This is a genomic window from Propioniciclava flava, from assembly GCF_004126535.1.
GTDB lineage: Bacteria > Actinomycetota > Actinomycetes > Propionibacteriales > Propionibacteriaceae > Propioniciclava > Propioniciclava flava.
This window is the reverse complement of record NZ_PPCV01000003.1, coordinates 173,903-187,491: the sequence shown is the minus strand read 5'-3', so window position 1 is coordinate 187,491 and position 13,589 is coordinate 173,903. Positions and strand designations below refer to the sequence as shown.

Sequence of the window (13,589 nt, the reverse complement as noted above, 5' to 3'; positions counted from 1 at the left end):
TGCCTGGAACTCAGGCGGGGCGAACAGCGGGAGCGTTCGCCTGCGTGAGAGAGGGATCCGCCTGGACAGCATCCCCCAGTGCCTCGTCGATCGCGGCCAGGGTCGCCGCGTCCAAGGTGACGTCGACGGCGCGAGCGTTGTCCACGACCTGCTCGGGCCGCGAAGCGCCGATGATCGCTCCCGCGACGTTGTCGTTGGCGAGAACCCAGGCGACGGCGAGCTGAGCCATCGTGATGCCCAGGTCGTCGGCGATGGGCCGCAGCTTCTGCACGCGGGTCAGCACCTCGTCGGTCATGAACCGGGAGATCATGTTCGCCCCGCCCTTCTCGTCGGTGGCGCGCGAGCCCGCCGGGGCCGGCTGCCCGGGCAGGTACTTCCCGGTCAGGACGCCCTGGGCCACAGGAGACCACACGATCTGGCTGATGCCGAGTTCACGCGACGCCGGGACCACCTCGCCCTCGATGACGCGCCACAGTGCCGAATACTGGGGCTGGTTGGAGATGAGCTGGAAGCCCAGATCCTTCGCCATGGCGTGCCCGGCGCGAAGCTGGTCGGCCGTCCACTCGCTGACGCCGATGTAGAGCGCCTTGCCTGAGCGCACCACGTCGGCGAAGGCCTGCATGGTCTCCTCCAGCGGCGTCTCGGTGTCGAAGCGGTGCGCCTGGTACAGGTCGACGTAGTCGGTCCTGAGACGCTTCAGGGAGCCGTTGATCGACTCCAGGATGTGCTTGCGCGACAGCCCGACGTCGTTATGCCCGCGGGGGCCGACGGGCCAGTACACCTTGGTGAAGATCTCCAGGCTTTCGCGGCGCTGCCCGTCCAGCGCTTCGCCGAGGACGGTTTCCGCCGCCGTGTTGGCGTAGACGTCGGCGGTGTCGAAGCTGGAGATTCCCGCGTCGAGGGCGGCCCGGACGCACGCCTTGGCGGCGTCGTTCTCGACCTGCGATCCGTGGGTGAGCCAGTTGCCGTAGATGACCTCGGAGATCTTCATCCCGGAGTCGCCCAGGTAACGGAACTTCATGAGCATGCCTTTCTCGTGGTCGGACCCCCATTCTGCCCCGTCGTGGCGGACGTCAGCCGTCCTCGGCGCGCAGCTTGCCGCCCAGCCGGGTGAGCGGGATCGCGATCGCGGTTCCGGCGAGAACGCTGAGCAGCCAGCTCACGGCGTAGTCGGGGCGTAGGACGGCGACGCCGGTGCGTGCCATCACCGCCATGCACGCCAGCGTCGCGACCACCCCCGTGATGAGGGATGGCAGCCAGGTCCCGCGCCAGCCGCTCACAGCGCCCACGTAGCCGAGCGCGGCGCCCCCGATGGCGGCCCCGACCGCGACCGAGATGGGGGCTACCGGAAGCGTCCACTGCTGGACGGCCACGGCCGCCCCGGCGGCCAGGAGGGCACCGAGGAGCACGGCACGGACGGTGGGGGCGGTGGATGGCGGGCGCTGCATTGATCCTCCCCGGGGGGTCAGGAGTTTTGCTTGGTGTAACGGAGGCTGCTCAGGATGCGCTGGACGATGGTGTCATCGAGCCGTTCCCCGGTGATCGCGACGGCGGACGTGCGGGGAAAGGGGTACTGGCCCGCGATGATCCAGATGCCGTGACGCGGAGTGCCCGCGTCGGTGTAGGTGAAGTCGCTGCGCACGGCGGTGTCGGCGCCGGGAACCTCGAACGTCTTGGCACCGCTGGGGGCGTAGCCGCTCAGCCCAACCCTGGCGGGCAGGTCGAGCCGGTCATAGGCGGCCGCGGCGAGCGGATCCTCGCTGAACTGCGGGGCGATGCGCATCTCCATGCCGTCGCCGGTGAAGGCCAGCGGCCAGGCCGCGTCGGCAGAAGCGATGCTCCGCCAACCGGCGGGGCGTTCGAGTGAGAGTTGGCCTGCGTCGACCTTCGTCCATCCGGGATCGGTGAGGGTGCAGCCGGTGAGGAACAGGGCGACCGTCAACAAGGGAATCACGACAAGGCGGGCTGCGAGTCTCACCGCGGCCTCCGTTCGTTGGGGGTGGAGAAGGTTCGCATCAGCGTACGCATTCGGTGAAGTCGAGGCTGGGACGGACGCCGTCTGCCCCAGGTGCGCCCAGGTAGGTGGCCCGGGTCGCGGTGGTCTGCGAGCTTTCGCTGCTGACGTCGATGCCGAAGGCCATGCCGAACTTCACGTTGAGCGCGAAACGCTCCTTGTCCGTGACGTGGGTGTAGCTCACGGTGCTGCTGGACGCGCTCGTGTGGAGCAGCGTGGCAAAGGGATCCTGACCGCCTGGCGTGGCCGGGCTGATCGAGGCGAGGGGAATCAGCCCGGGGTAGCCATGCGTGCCGCCCATCCAGTCACGGACGGCCTCCTGCGAGGCCGCGTCGGCGGGGTCGAGCTTCAGGCGGGTCTCGGTCACCACCATGTCGCCCACATCGCTGGAACCCGAGAGCTGCCCGCCCGCTGAGGAGGAGGAACTGCCCTGGCCCGAGGTCACCTTGCCCTGGGCGTCCACCCCCGTGGTGCTGGTGACCTTCAGGGTGGAGACGATCGCGATCGAGGTGATCTCGCCGCGGGCGTTCGTGGTGAAGGAGAACGCCATCCCGACCATTGATCCGATGCCGCCGGTAGCCAACTCCAGAGCACCGGTCGTCTCGGAGTTGAACTGCAGGTCGGTGACATGGGTCACCGTGTCGTCGGACGCGTCCGCTGGGGTGTTGGCGTTGTCGCGCGTCGTCGTCCAGGTGGCGCTGGGTTTGAGCTTCGCGCCGATGCCGAGTTGGGTCATCTGTGCCTGCGATAGGTCGGCGCCCGTGGCCGTTGAGGAGAGGCCCAGCTTTCCGGAGACCGAACCCTGCGCCTCAATCCCGCTGAACGTCGTCGAGGGAACGGGTGGAGGGGGAGTGCCCTGAACCGGGCGCGGCATGCAGACGGCTCCGTAACAAACCGGGTGTGTGAGCGCCCACTGATCGGCCAGATAGTCGTCGAGTTGCTGGCGGAACTGGTCGGCCTGCACCTTGCTGGCGAAGGTCCAGGTGCTGCCATAGTCGAATTTCACGCCGCCGCCGAAGTCCACCTTCGCGGCGGCCTCCATCTCGCCCATGGCCACGTCGGCGCCGAACCCGCCGGTGGCCCCGATCTCGGCACCGTTGGAGGCCATCATGGTGACGGTGCCGTCGCTGTACTCGGTGACCGTGAAGCCCGCGTTCTCACCCACCTTGATGAAGGCGATCTGGACGACGCTGCTGTACTTGTCGCCGGTCTGATTGACCTTGCACTTGTCGGGCTGGAAATCCTCGTCAGCGCGAGGCGGTTGCGGGGGACTGGGGGAGGGCGCGCACCCCAGGTCCTGGCCGACCACGGCTCCCACGGCACGACAGATCGAGGCAGGGATCTCGGGGGTCGTCAGCACCAGGCCGGTGGTTGCGACGAGGAGCGCGGCAATAACGGCGATCGCCACGGTCTGCACGCCGGTGGCGCCTCGTTCCGTCGCGTGTCGCATGGGGGCCTCCCGGGGGTGGGTGGTGTCCTTCCGCACGACGCTAGTGGTCGCCCCGCACGCCGCGCATGGGTGGGGGGACCCCCCCGCTGGGCCCGCGGGCCCGCCATCCGCCAGGTGGAGTGTCTGCCCCTACATCGACGGAGATGGCCTGCCACCCTCGTCGTAGCTCACCGGGGAAGAAGGGGCCTCAGGTGCCAGCTGGGGCCCTGGAGAAGGCGCAGGTAGCGAGTTACGGTGGAAGAACGATGACTTCCCCACAACCCCACGACCGCTCTTCCTCGGATTCCTCCCCCACGCCTGGTACCGGCTCCACCACGACCACGCCCGAAAAGCCGCCCGCCCTCAACGTCTCCATGACTGCTGTGGTCGCGGGCGCCTTCGCCGCGGTCACATCGGCGCTGGTCGGCTCCCGATTGGGCACGTCAGGGACGCTCATCGGCGCGGCGATCGGTTCGGTGATCGGTGCGATGGCGACTTCGCTGTACACCTGGAGCATTCAACGCACAGTGCACGTGCTGAAGGTCATCACCCCCAAGGTCATCACCCCCAAGAACGGCAGTGCAGGGTCACCGGGGTCGCCCGCCGACCCGCAGGCCACCACGGTGTCGGAGGCGGTGCCCGGGACGGGCGACGCCTCCGATGCCGAGCCGGACGCGGCGACGTCCGCGAACGACAACGACAAGGAAGGCGCGGGGCGTCACGGGTTGTCCAAGCGTGCCCGCTGGATGCTGGGTGGGCTGGTGGCGGCCGTGGTCGCCTTCGCCGTCTCCCTGGTCATCATCACCGGGCTGGAGGCGGCGACCGGGAACTCGCTGGCCGGCAACCAGGGCACGACGATCGGGCAGGTCGCCAACCGCTCGTCCTCCACCACGGGCCCGCAGAATGGCTCCTCTTCCAGCCCCGCGGCCAGCGCTCCCGCGAGCGCCGGTGCCTCGGCGAGCCCTTCAGCCACCGCGAGTGCGACGTCTGCATCGCCGAGCGCCACGCAGAGTCCGACGGCGGCCGCGTCCCCCGCGTCCGCGACGCCGACCAGCGCGGCTCCCACCGCCGTCGCCACCGAACGCGCCGCCGTCGGACCGCACCAGTCCGGACCGGTCCAGGCGACGGCCGCCCCCACAGGCTCGGTGGGCTGACCGCCGCGACCGGCCCCCGGGCTAGCATGGACGCCGTGACGACCGCTGCGCCCGCAACCCCCGCCGCTTCGGCGCGACCCTCCAGCCGCCGCCTCGCGGCCGTGGGCAACATCGCGCTGGCACTGCTCGCCCACGTCGCCGTCGGCGTCTCCTGGGCGGTAACGGCCCTCGCGGTCATGGGTTCCCTCGACGTGGCACGTCGCATGGCGATGAACAGCGAGTTCGCCTGGGACACCGGCCGCCTGCCGCAGCCATGGGTGATCCCGATCGGCCTGGTGGCCGCCCTGATCTCGCACCTCTTCTTCCGGTGGGCGATGCGCCGTGCCGGGCACGGGACTGCCGCCTACGGCAGCGTCGTCGTGGCCTTCTGGGGGGCACTGTTCGGCGTCCTGCTCGGTGTCTACCTGTGGACGCCGCCGCTCATGCTGGGCACGAAGGTGGGCCCCGCGTCGGGCCAGTACGCACCCTGGAGCCCGCTCGGCTGGATCGCCTACTACGCACGACTTGGCCTGCCAGCCGTGCTGGGGCTGGCGTGTGTCGTCCTCCTGCTGTTCTCGCGGCATTCGCCGCTCGTGGTCGCCGTCCGCTGGTGCGTGACGGCGCTGCGCGGGCGCCGGGCGCGCCGACGCGCCATCGCCGCCACGCCCCAGCCGCAGGCCTGAGCCGAGGCGTCCGTGGCGAGCGTGAATGCGGGCCGACCGCCCCGGACGCGCTGAGGGCACGCCATGGAGCAGATGCGGTTCGAAAGCTGGGCCGACCGGCAGGTGCGGGAGGCCATGGAACGAGGGGCCTTCGATTACCTCCCCGGTGCCGGGCGTCCGCTCGACCTTCGTGACACCAGCGAGGACTGGTGGATCCGCGCCAAGATCAAACGCGAAAATCTGGAGATCGCGCTGCCCGGCCCACTGGCGCTGCGCCGCGAGGTGGAGAGGATCGCCGAGGCCGTTGCCGATGCCCGCACCGAAACCGAGGTGCGGGAGCGCTGCGACGATCTCAATGCACGCGTCCGCGAGCATTATGCACGTCCGGCGACCGGCCCCGCCCTCGTGGTCCGGCTCGTCGACGTGGACGCCGAAGTGGCCCGCTGGCGGGCCCGCCGCTCCGTGCCGCCGTCCGACTAGTGAACCCTGCCCCCGAAGGGGCGCGATCCTGATGTGGGTGGGGGCGCATCGCAGACCCGTCACAACGCGGCGCCATGACGCCCGGTGCGTGGCACGATAAGGGCATGCGCGCGCTGGCGAAGATGCGTCCTGGGCCCGGTCTGGAGTTGGTGGATCGTCCCGAACCCGAATGCGGCCCGTGGCAGGTCAAGATCAAGGTGCTGCGCGCCGGGTTGTGCGGCACCGACCTTCACCTGCAGCAGTGGGACGACTGGGCGGCCGAGCAGATGCACCTGCCGCAGACCATCGGTCACGAGTTTTACGGCGAGATCGTCGAGGTCGGCGCCGAAGTGAAAGAACTGCGCCCCGGTGATCGCTGCTCAGGCGAAGGGCACCTGGTGTGCGGCTACTGCCGCAACTGCCGGGCGGGACGCCGCCACCAGTGCATCCGGACGGTCGGGCTGGGCGTCAACACCGACGGGGCATTCGCCGACTACGTGGTGCTCCCGGTGGAAAACGTGTGGCGGCACCCCGACTGGGTCGATCCCGAACTCGGGGCCATCTTCGACCCGCTCGGCAACGCCACGCACACCACGCTGCAATGGCCGCTGGTCGGGGAGGACGTCCTGGTCACCGGGGCTGGACCCATCGGCGTCATGGCCGCCGCGATCGCACGCCACGCCGGGGCGCGCAACGTCGTCGTCACCGACCTGTCGAACTATCGGCTCGCGCTGGCCGCGTCCGCCGGGGCCGACAAAGTCGTCAACTCGGCCACGACACGGCTGCGCGACGTCCAACTGGGGCTGGGCATGAAGGAAGGCTTCGACATCGGCCTGGAAATGTCGGGGGCCCCCGCGGCGGTCGCGGAGATGCTGGACAACATGAACCACGGCGGACGCATCGCGATGCTCGGCCTGCCGTCCTCGGACTACGCCATCAACTGGGGGCGCGTCATCACGCACATGCTCACCATCCAGGGAATCTATGGCCGGGAAATGTTCGAGACCTGGTACCTGATGACGTCGATGCTGTCGACGTCCCCGACCCTGGCCAACGCGGTCCGCTCGTGCATCACGCACCGGTTCGCGGCGGAAGACTGGGAGGAGGCCTTCGCTGTCGCCCGGGCCGGGCAGTGCGGGAAGGTCATTCTCGACTGGAGTTGAGTGCCCGGTCGTCACTTAGGGTGGGTTCTGCCGAGCAAAGGAGCACGATGTACGGAGCATTCCAGCAACGGCTGGCCGACACCCTCGCCGAGATCGAGTCCGCCGGGCTGTCCAAACGCGAACGGATCATCACCACGCCCCAAGGCCCCGAGATCGGCGTCGTGGACGCCGAGCACGAGGTGCTGAACTTCTGCGCGAACAACTATCTTGGGCTGGCTGACGACCCCCGCATCGTGGAGGCCGCCCACGAAGGCCTCGACGACTACGGCTTCGGCATGGCATCGGTGCGGTTCATCTGCGGCACCCAAACCCCGCACCGAGAACTGGAGCGCCGCATCGCAGCGTTCCTGGGAACGCAGGACACCATCTTGTTCAGTTCCTGCTTCGACGCCAACGGCGGCGTCTTCGAGGCCCTGTTCGGGCCGCAGGACGCGATCATCTCCGACGAACTCAACCACGCCTCCCTCATCGACGGCATCCGCTTGTCGAAGGCGTCCCGGTACCGCTACCGCAACGCCGACATGGCCGATCTGCGCGCCCAGCTCGAAGCGTCCGCCGACGCCCAAACCCGGGTCATCGTCACCGATGGCGTGTTCTCGATGGACGGCGCCTATGCGCCCCTGCGCGAAATCTGCGACCTGGCCGACGAGTTCGGGGCGCTCGTGCTCGTCGACGACTCCCACGCGGTCGGGTTCGTCGGGGCCGGTGGCCGCGGGACGCCGGAACTGTTCGGGGTCGCCGATCGCGTCGACATTCTCACCGGCACGCTCGGCAAGGCGCTGGGCGGTGCCTCCGGCGGCTACGTCTCCTCCCATGCCGAGGTCGTCGAACTGTTGCGGCAGCGCGCCCGGCCCTACCTGTTCTCGAACTCGGTCGCCCCGAGCGTCGTCACCGGGTCCCTGGCAGCCCTCGACACCATCGCCGCCAGCGAGCAGGCTCGCCAGCAACTCATCGCGAACACCATCCTGTTACGCGGCTTGATGAGTGCGGCCGGATTCGACCTGGACCCGTTCACCGGACCCAGCGACGCCACCCGGCCCGGCGACGTGCCCCCGCACCCCATCACCCCGGTGATGTTCCCCGGACCAGACGGCGCCCGGCTCGCGGGCGGTATCGCCCAGCACATGCTGGCCGCCGGGGTGTACGTCATCCCGTTCAGCTATCCGGTCGTCCCGCGCGGGAAGGCCCGCATCCGCGTCCAGTTGTCCGCCGCGCACTCCAGCGACGACGTCCGCACCTGCGTGGACGCCTTCGTCGCTGCACGCGCGGCGCTGACCGCCTGAACGCGGTGGCCCCGCCGAGCGCGGTACATTGCGGGCTCGGCACACAGGAGGCGCGTTATGGGGTGGAGCACGCTCAAGCTGGCGGCATCGGTCGGGGTCGGCCTGATCGCTGCCGTGATTGCCTGGCTGCTCGCCGACCCGCTCGTGGGCGTCATGGCCGGATGGATGGCCACCGGCCTAGCGTTCTGCGCGATCACGTGGGTCATCGCGTTGCGGATGACACCGGAACAAACCCGGAACCACGCCATCGCTGAGGATCCCGGCCGGATCCTCAGCAGCGTGGTGCTGCTGCTGGCCAGCATCGGGAGCCTCCTCGGAGTGGGGGCGCTGCTGGTTGCCGGGTCGACGCACGGGCGCGGCGTCCAAGCGGAAACGATCCTCGGCGTCGGGGTCGTTGCGGTGTCGTGGGTGACCGTGCACAGCGTGTTCGCGCTGCACTATGCGCGGGTCCACTACACGTGGGACGGGACGGGGCCGAGCATCGACTTCAACACACCCGAGGACCCCGACTACCACGACTTCGCCTACCTGAGCTTCACGATCGGGATGTGCTACCAGGTCTCCGACACGATCCTTCACGCCCGGGCGGCACGTCGTCTCGCCCTCCAGCACTCGTTCCTGGCCTATCTGCTGGGTGCCGTCGTGATCGCGTGCAGCGTCAACCTCGTGCTGCAGATCGCGTCCGCGACCTGACCCGCACACCGGGCGGGACGACGGACGCGCGTGTCAGGGCCAGGTGAGGCCCAGCATGGCGCTGCTGCGCCGCCAATGCTCCTCGATGACGTGCAGGTCGCCCGCGACCGGGGTCGTGCGCGACTGGCGTCCGGCGGGGTCGTAGTAGGTGCCGGAACGCCAGCGCTCCCGGTTGGTGGGGTCGAGGAACCGGCGCAGGTTCTCCCCACCCTGCTCTGACGTGACCAAGAACGCCTTCATGACGGTCTGGTAGACCCAGCGCAGCGGGCTGGTCGTGTCGGAGGCGAAGTTGGTGGACACCACGCCCGGGTGGAAGGAGATCGCGGTCAGCCCGCGGGCCGCGTAATGGGTGGTGAGGCCCCGGGCGAAGAGGATGCCTGCCAGTTTCGCGTTGCCGTAGGCGCGGTTGGGGGTGAAGTGATCCCACGTGTTGAGGTCGTCCAGATCGAGCTTGCTGAACATCCGCGCCGCGATGGAGGCGGTGTTCACGACGAGGGCGCGGCTGTCGACCAGCCGGTCGATCACCCCGTGGGTGAGCAGGAACGGCGCCAGGTGATTCACCTGGAAGGTCTTCTCGAAACCGTCCCGGGTGCGGTCAGGGCCGTCGAAGATCCCCCCGGCATTGTTGGCGAGCACATCGATGCGGGGGTAGCTGTCGCGTAACTCGCCCGCCAGTCGTCGCACATCGTCGAGGCGGGTGAAGTCGGCGAGGTGGACGTCGGTGATCCCCGCCGCCGTGGCTACCGCCTGCGTCTTGGCCGCTGACCGCCCCACGATCACGACGCGGTGCCCGGCGGATGCCAGGGTCCGGGCGGCGGCGGCGCCGATCCCGTCGCTGGCTCCCGTGATCACCATGGTCGAAGGAGACGAGGTCATGGTGGTCCTCACGGTCGGGTGAATGTGTCTGCCGGACGCTACCCCAGCCGCCGGCGGTGCCTCGACAGTACCCGCGCCCGACGGGTGTGCCCCCGCGGGCGCAGCGGGCTCAGCGCGTCCGGCCCGCCTGGCGGCGGATCGCCAGCCCGGTCAGCAGGGTCTGGGCGGCCAGCACCGCGCCGACACCTTCCCCTGCTCGCAGCCGCAAGCCCAGCAGCGGTTCCAGGCCCATCTCGGTCAGGACGCGGCCGTGCGCGAACTCGCGGCTCGCCTGCCCGGCCACCAGGTGTGCCTGAACGGCGGGGTTGACCGCGACCACCGCGAGGGCGGCAACACTGGTGGCGAGGCCGTCCAGGACGACAACCGCCCCCGCCTCGGCGGCACCAAGGACCACCCCGGCCAGGACGGCGAACTCGGGACCGCCCACCTGCCGCAGCGCCTCGACGGGGTCACGGCGCAGCGCGGGTAGGTCGAGCCGGGTCAGCGTCGCGGCCAGTAGATCCACCTTGCGCTCGAGCATCGCGGCGTCCGAGCCTGCACCGATCCCGACAGCTTCGCTCGGGGTCAGCCCGGCGAGGACGCAGGCCAGTGCGGAGGCCACCGTGGTGTTCCCCACCCCGACCTCGCCCAGGCACACCAGGCCGCGGGTGGCGGCCTCAGCCCCCCACTGGCGGCCCGCCTTGATGAGGCGATCAGTGTCGGCGCGGCTCAACGCGGGGGTGTTCACCACATCGCCGCGGGCGTCCAGGGGCGTCACGGTGTGCGCTCCCGCCAGGGGCTCTCCGGCGATACCGGCGTCCACGACCATGACGTCCAGGTGCGCGGCCCGCGCGGCGACCACTCCGACGGCGCTGCCGGCAACCGCCGCGCTCATCACCTCCCGCGTCACGGACGCATCGAACGCCGACACCCCCAGTGCCGCGAGCGGATGGTCGGCGCCGACGAGCACCAGCGTCCCGCCGGACACCTCCTCGCCGCAGACGGCGACGATCCGATCGAGGGCCTGATCGAGCTTGCCGAGCGAACCGGGCGGCGTCAGGAGATCATCGGCGCGGTCGCGGGCCCGCACCACCTGGCGCTGATCGGGGGCGGCGAGATCCGACCACAGCGGAGAATCGGGGTCATCGGCGGCAAAACTCGTCTCGGGCGGAACCGACGTGACGGCGGGCGCCGCCCCGGCGAGCCCGGAGAGGGGCGGCTCGGGGGCATTAAGGGGCCAGCGGTCCTCGGCGATCACCTGGTCCAGTGGTAGCCGCGCCGACCAGGCCTTGCGCTCCAGGCCGGGGTAAGGCGGACGCTCATCGGGCCAGCCCAGGCACAGCCACCCCAGCGTCTCCACCCCTTCGGGCAAGCCCAGCAGACCCGCCAACTCGGTGGGACGCATCAACGTGACCCAGCCCATGCCCAGGCCGTGAGCGCGGGCGGTCAGCCACATGTTTTCGATGGCGCACGCGCAACTCCACAGGTCGGCGTCATGGAACGTGTTGCGCCCCAGGACGCCTGAGGCGGGCGTCCGCCGATCGCACGCCACCACCAGACCCACCGGCGCCTCCCGGATCCCTTCCAACTGCAGATCCAGTAGCCGGGCAGCGCGCTCGGGCGTCAACCCGGACGCCTGGCGCAGGCGCTCCCGGTCAGCCATGAGGGCCGCCCGTTCGCGCGTGCGTCGATCGCGGACCACGATGAAGCGCCACGGCTGCGACTGGCCGACGCTGGGCCCCGCGTGCCCGGCTTCGATGATCGTGCGGACGAGGTCAGCGGGAACCTCATCGGGGCGGAAGCGGCGGATGTCGCGGCGGGCGCCGATGACCTCGGCCAACGACCGCTGCGCCTCCTCCCCGAGGCTCCAGCCGCTGACCTGATCGCCCCGCTCCGCCGCCGAGGTCGCGTCACCAATCACGGGAACCGGACGCTTCCAGGTCGAGCCAGTCACGTCGCGGTTCGTCTGCGTCATGGCAGCAGCCTAGTGAGGCGCGCTGCAGCGTGGGGTGGTGCCCGCTGCGGTCTGTGGCAAACGAGGCAGCAACCAGGCGATTGTCTCGCGCCGATGTGCTCGGGGCCCCGATGCGCTGAGATAGGAGGCATGGACGATCCCCCCGACCTGGCCAAGGATGTGCCCGCCTCCGCCTGGGCGATTCATGCGCGCGGGGTCCGTAAGCGGTTTCGCGGCGGTGCTCTGGCGTTGGACGGCCTGGATCTCAGCATCCCCCGCGGCGGCGTCCACGGGCTCCTCGGGCCTAATGGGTCCGGCAAGTCGACCACGATGCGCGTCCTGCTGGGGCTGATTCGTCCCGACGCGGGGGAGGCGTCCCTCTTGGGGGCCCCGCTTCCCGACGGGCTGCCCCGCGTCATCGACCGGGTGGGGGCCATCATCGAGGAGCCTCGCTTCTTCCCCTCCATGACCGCCGCCACCAACCTGACCCTCTTGGCACGGGCTATCGGGGCGCCTCGCTCCCGGGTCGCCGATGCGCTGCAGCAAGTCGGCCTAGCCCAACAGAGCCGCACCCTGGCCCGAGGGCTGTCGCTCGGGATGCGTCAACGTCTGGCGATCGCGACGACGCTGTTGAAAGATCCCGATCTGTTCATCTTCGACGAGCCCACTAACGGGCTCGACCCGGCGGGGATTCATGCCGTCCGGGCCACGATCCAGGATTTGGCTACCCGCGGGCGAACCGTCGTCGTGTCCAGTCACAACCTCGCCGAGGTGCAGCAGGTCGCCGACACCGTGAGCATCATCGCGTCTGGGCGTCTGGTGTGGGAAGGCCCGGTGTCCTCACTCGTCACCGCGGGTGCCGGCGGGGTGCGCGTGCGACTCGGCGAGTCCTGGGGCCCCGGAAGGCCCCTGGATGTAGGGGTGATGGCGTTGAGGGTCGAGGGCTACGAGGTCGCCATCGAGGGAGAGGCGCTGCACGTGACGCGTGGTGACGCGAAGGTCGACGGGGCGAGCGTCGCTCGCACCCTGGGCCGGGTGGATGTGTGGCCGAGCGAATTGGTGCAAGACAGTGCCACGCTAGAGGACGCGTTCCTCGCGCTGACCGACGGCGCGGGCCAGGACATGCCCCACCAAGGAGGTGCCGCATGAGCCTCATCATTGCTGAGTTGTCCCGCATCCTGCACCGGCGCGCTACCTGGATGCTGGTCGTGGTCGGTCTGGCGTTGACCGCGATCCCTTCCCTCTTCCTGGTGGGTACCGACGCAGAGGGCGGGATCCCTGCCGACGGGTTGATGCTGAGCTGTGGCCTGATCGGCTCTTTTCTCTGCCTGTGCCTAGGTGCCACCTACTGGGGGGCGGACTTCCGCCACGGCACGATCAGCTCGCTTCTGCTTTTCGTCCCGTCCCGGACGCGGCTATGGGTCGCACGAACCCTCGCTCTGGCCCTAGCCAGCATGGGAATGATGCTCATCGTGGCGGGGCACCCGGTGCTGCGAATTCTGCTGCGCCACGCCACCGTGATGGCAGCATCGGGGACGGCAGGGGTATTGCCGATGCTGGTCCGCGTCCTCGTGCTGGGTGTCGTCAGTGGTCTGGCAGGCGGGTTCCTCGGGATCGTGTTCAAGAACACCGCCGGGGCTGTGTTGGTTCCGCTGGGAGCACTGATGGTGCGCTGGCTCCTCACCGATGTCGTCGTCGAGCACGCAGTATGGATGGTGCGCTTCCTGCCGGACACCTACGTGTCGGCGCTGCTGCAGGGTGAAACGACCGTGCCATGGCGCGTCGACGCTTCGGGGGAACTCATGAACATCACCGTGACGTATCCCGAAGCCCTGGGCGGAACGACCCTCCTGCTGACGTTGCTGGGCGTGTTGTCGTGGGCTCTGTTTCGCTACCGCAGCGTCACCGAGTAGGCCGACCACCCCGGATGCGCACCTGAGGGCA

14 protein-coding genes are annotated in these 13,589 nt (G+C 69.7%); 8 read left to right on the top strand and 6 right to left on the bottom strand.

The genetic code is table 11. The features are described from left to right. Window positions 1-10 precede the first annotated feature (10 nt). From C1706_RS05615 to C1706_RS05600, 4 genes are read right to left on the bottom strand one after another with little or no spacing between them, the layout of a single operon-like run. Window positions 11-1,021 carry an aldo/keto reductase family protein gene (locus tag C1706_RS05615; RefSeq protein WP_129458245.1) on the bottom strand — a complete coding sequence of 337 codons (1,011 nt, stop codon included), beginning with the start codon at window positions 1,019-1,021 and terminating at the stop codon, window positions 11-13. Between the two features lie 52 nt (window positions 1,022-1,073). Then, a complete protein-coding gene (locus C1706_RS05610) occupies window positions 1,074-1,448 on the bottom strand; it encodes a hypothetical protein (protein WP_129458244.1) in 375 nt (124 codons plus the stop codon). A gap of 17 nt (window positions 1,449-1,465) precedes the next feature. Continuing rightward, the gene (locus tag C1706_RS05605; RefSeq protein ID WP_129458243.1) at window positions 1,466-1,978 is read right to left on the bottom strand and encodes a hypothetical protein; all 513 of its coding nucleotides are present in this window, start codon (window positions 1,976-1,978) and stop codon (window positions 1,466-1,468) included. Window positions 1,979-2,015: 37 nt separating this feature from the next. Then, a complete protein-coding gene (locus C1706_RS05600) occupies window positions 2,016-3,464 on the bottom strand; it encodes a hypothetical protein (RefSeq protein WP_129458242.1) in 1,449 nt (482 codons plus the stop codon). Window positions 3,465-3,709: 245 nt separating this feature from the next. Here C1706_RS05600 and C1706_RS05595 point away from each other — a divergent pair, with 245 nt between their 5' ends. The 6 genes from C1706_RS05595 (at window position 3,710) to C1706_RS05570 (ending at window position 8,836) form a co-directional block, all read left to right on the top strand. Continuing rightward, the gene (locus tag C1706_RS05595) at window positions 3,710-4,597 is read left to right on the top strand and encodes a hypothetical protein (protein ID WP_129458241.1); all 888 of its coding nucleotides are present in this window, start codon (window positions 3,710-3,712) and stop codon (window positions 4,595-4,597) included. A 35-nt stretch (window positions 4,598-4,632) separates the two neighbouring features. Further along, window positions 4,633-5,259, top strand: a complete 627-nt coding sequence (locus C1706_RS05590) for a hypothetical protein (protein ID WP_129458240.1) — start codon at window positions 4,633-4,635, stop codon at window positions 5,257-5,259. A gap of 63 nt (window positions 5,260-5,322) precedes the next feature. Further along, on the top strand, window positions 5,323-5,718 hold the full coding sequence (locus C1706_RS05585) for a DnaJ family domain-containing protein (protein ID WP_241653453.1): 396 nt from the start codon (window positions 5,323-5,325) through the stop codon (window positions 5,716-5,718). A gap of 104 nt (window positions 5,719-5,822) precedes the next feature. Continuing rightward, entirely contained in the window at window positions 5,823-6,860 is a 1,038-nt protein-coding gene (gene tdh / locus C1706_RS05580) for an L-threonine 3-dehydrogenase, zinc-binding type (protein ID WP_129458239.1), read from the top strand. A 47-nt stretch (window positions 6,861-6,907) separates the two neighbouring features. After that, on the top strand, window positions 6,908-8,143 hold the full coding sequence (gene kbl, locus C1706_RS05575; protein ID WP_129458238.1) for a glycine C-acetyltransferase: 1,236 nt from the start codon (window positions 6,908-6,910) through the stop codon (window positions 8,141-8,143). Window positions 8,144-8,200: 57 nt separating this feature from the next. Then, a complete protein-coding gene (locus tag C1706_RS05570; RefSeq protein ID WP_129458237.1) occupies window positions 8,201-8,836 on the top strand; it encodes a DUF1345 domain-containing protein in 636 nt (211 codons plus the stop codon). Between the two features lie 33 nt (window positions 8,837-8,869). Here C1706_RS05570 and C1706_RS05565 read toward each other — a convergent pair whose 3' ends face one another. Continuing rightward, on the bottom strand, window positions 8,870-9,712 hold the full coding sequence (locus tag C1706_RS05565) for an SDR family NAD(P)-dependent oxidoreductase (protein ID WP_129458236.1): 843 nt from the start codon (window positions 9,710-9,712) through the stop codon (window positions 8,870-8,872). Between the two features lie 109 nt (window positions 9,713-9,821). Then, window positions 9,822-11,666 (bottom strand): 5,6-dimethylbenzimidazole synthase, encoded by a 1,845-nt coding sequence (gene bluB, locus C1706_RS05560; RefSeq protein ID WP_129458235.1) that lies wholly within the window; start codon window positions 11,664-11,666, stop codon window positions 9,822-9,824. Window positions 11,667-11,795: 129 nt separating this feature from the next. Between bluB and C1706_RS05555 the strand changes: the two genes are divergently transcribed. Beyond that, window positions 11,796-12,794 (top strand): ABC transporter ATP-binding protein, encoded by a 999-nt coding sequence (locus tag C1706_RS05555; protein WP_129458234.1) that lies wholly within the window; start codon window positions 11,796-11,798, stop codon window positions 12,792-12,794. Further along, window positions 12,791-13,558 (top strand): hypothetical protein, encoded by a 768-nt coding sequence (locus C1706_RS05550; RefSeq protein ID WP_129458233.1) that lies wholly within the window; start codon window positions 12,791-12,793, stop codon window positions 13,556-13,558. Before C1706_RS05555 ends, C1706_RS05550 begins: the two co-directional genes overlap by 4 nt. Window positions 13,559-13,589 lie beyond the last annotated feature (31 nt).

What these genes read in the sequence shown, in the direction of transcription:
- bluB (WP_129458235.1), bottom strand. Translation starts at nt 11,666, where the DNA reads ATGACGCAGACGAACCGCGACGTGACTGGCTCGACCTGGAAGCGTCCG.
- C1706_RS05610 (WP_129458244.1), bottom strand. Translation starts at nt 1,448, where the DNA reads ATGCAGCGCCCGCCATCCACCGCCCCCACCGTCCGTGCCGTGCTCCTC.
- C1706_RS05600 (WP_129458242.1), bottom strand. Translation starts at nt 3,464, where the DNA reads ATGCGACACGCGACGGAACGAGGCGCCACCGGCGTGCAGACCGTGGCG.
- tdh (WP_129458239.1), top strand. Translation starts at nt 5,823, where the DNA reads ATGCGCGCGCTGGCGAAGATGCGTCCTGGGCCCGGTCTGGAGTTGGTG.
- C1706_RS05615 (WP_129458245.1), bottom strand. Translation starts at nt 1,021, where the DNA reads ATGAAGTTCCGTTACCTGGGCGACTCCGGGATGAAGATCTCCGAGGTC.
- C1706_RS05585 (WP_241653453.1), top strand. Translation starts at nt 5,323, where the DNA reads ATGGAGCAGATGCGGTTCGAAAGCTGGGCCGACCGGCAGGTGCGGGAG.
- C1706_RS05565 (WP_129458236.1), bottom strand. Translation starts at nt 9,712, where the DNA reads ATGACCTCGTCTCCTTCGACCATGGTGATCACGGGAGCCAGCGACGGG.
- C1706_RS05555 (WP_129458234.1), top strand. Translation starts at nt 11,796, where the DNA reads ATGGACGATCCCCCCGACCTGGCCAAGGATGTGCCCGCCTCCGCCTGG.
- C1706_RS05570 (WP_129458237.1), top strand. Translation starts at nt 8,201, where the DNA reads ATGGGGTGGAGCACGCTCAAGCTGGCGGCATCGGTCGGGGTCGGCCTG.
- C1706_RS05595 (WP_129458241.1), top strand. Translation starts at nt 3,710, where the DNA reads ATGACTTCCCCACAACCCCACGACCGCTCTTCCTCGGATTCCTCCCCC.
- kbl (WP_129458238.1), top strand. Translation starts at nt 6,908, where the DNA reads ATGTACGGAGCATTCCAGCAACGGCTGGCCGACACCCTCGCCGAGATC.
- C1706_RS05550 (WP_129458233.1), top strand. Translation starts at nt 12,791, where the DNA reads ATGAGCCTCATCATTGCTGAGTTGTCCCGCATCCTGCACCGGCGCGCT.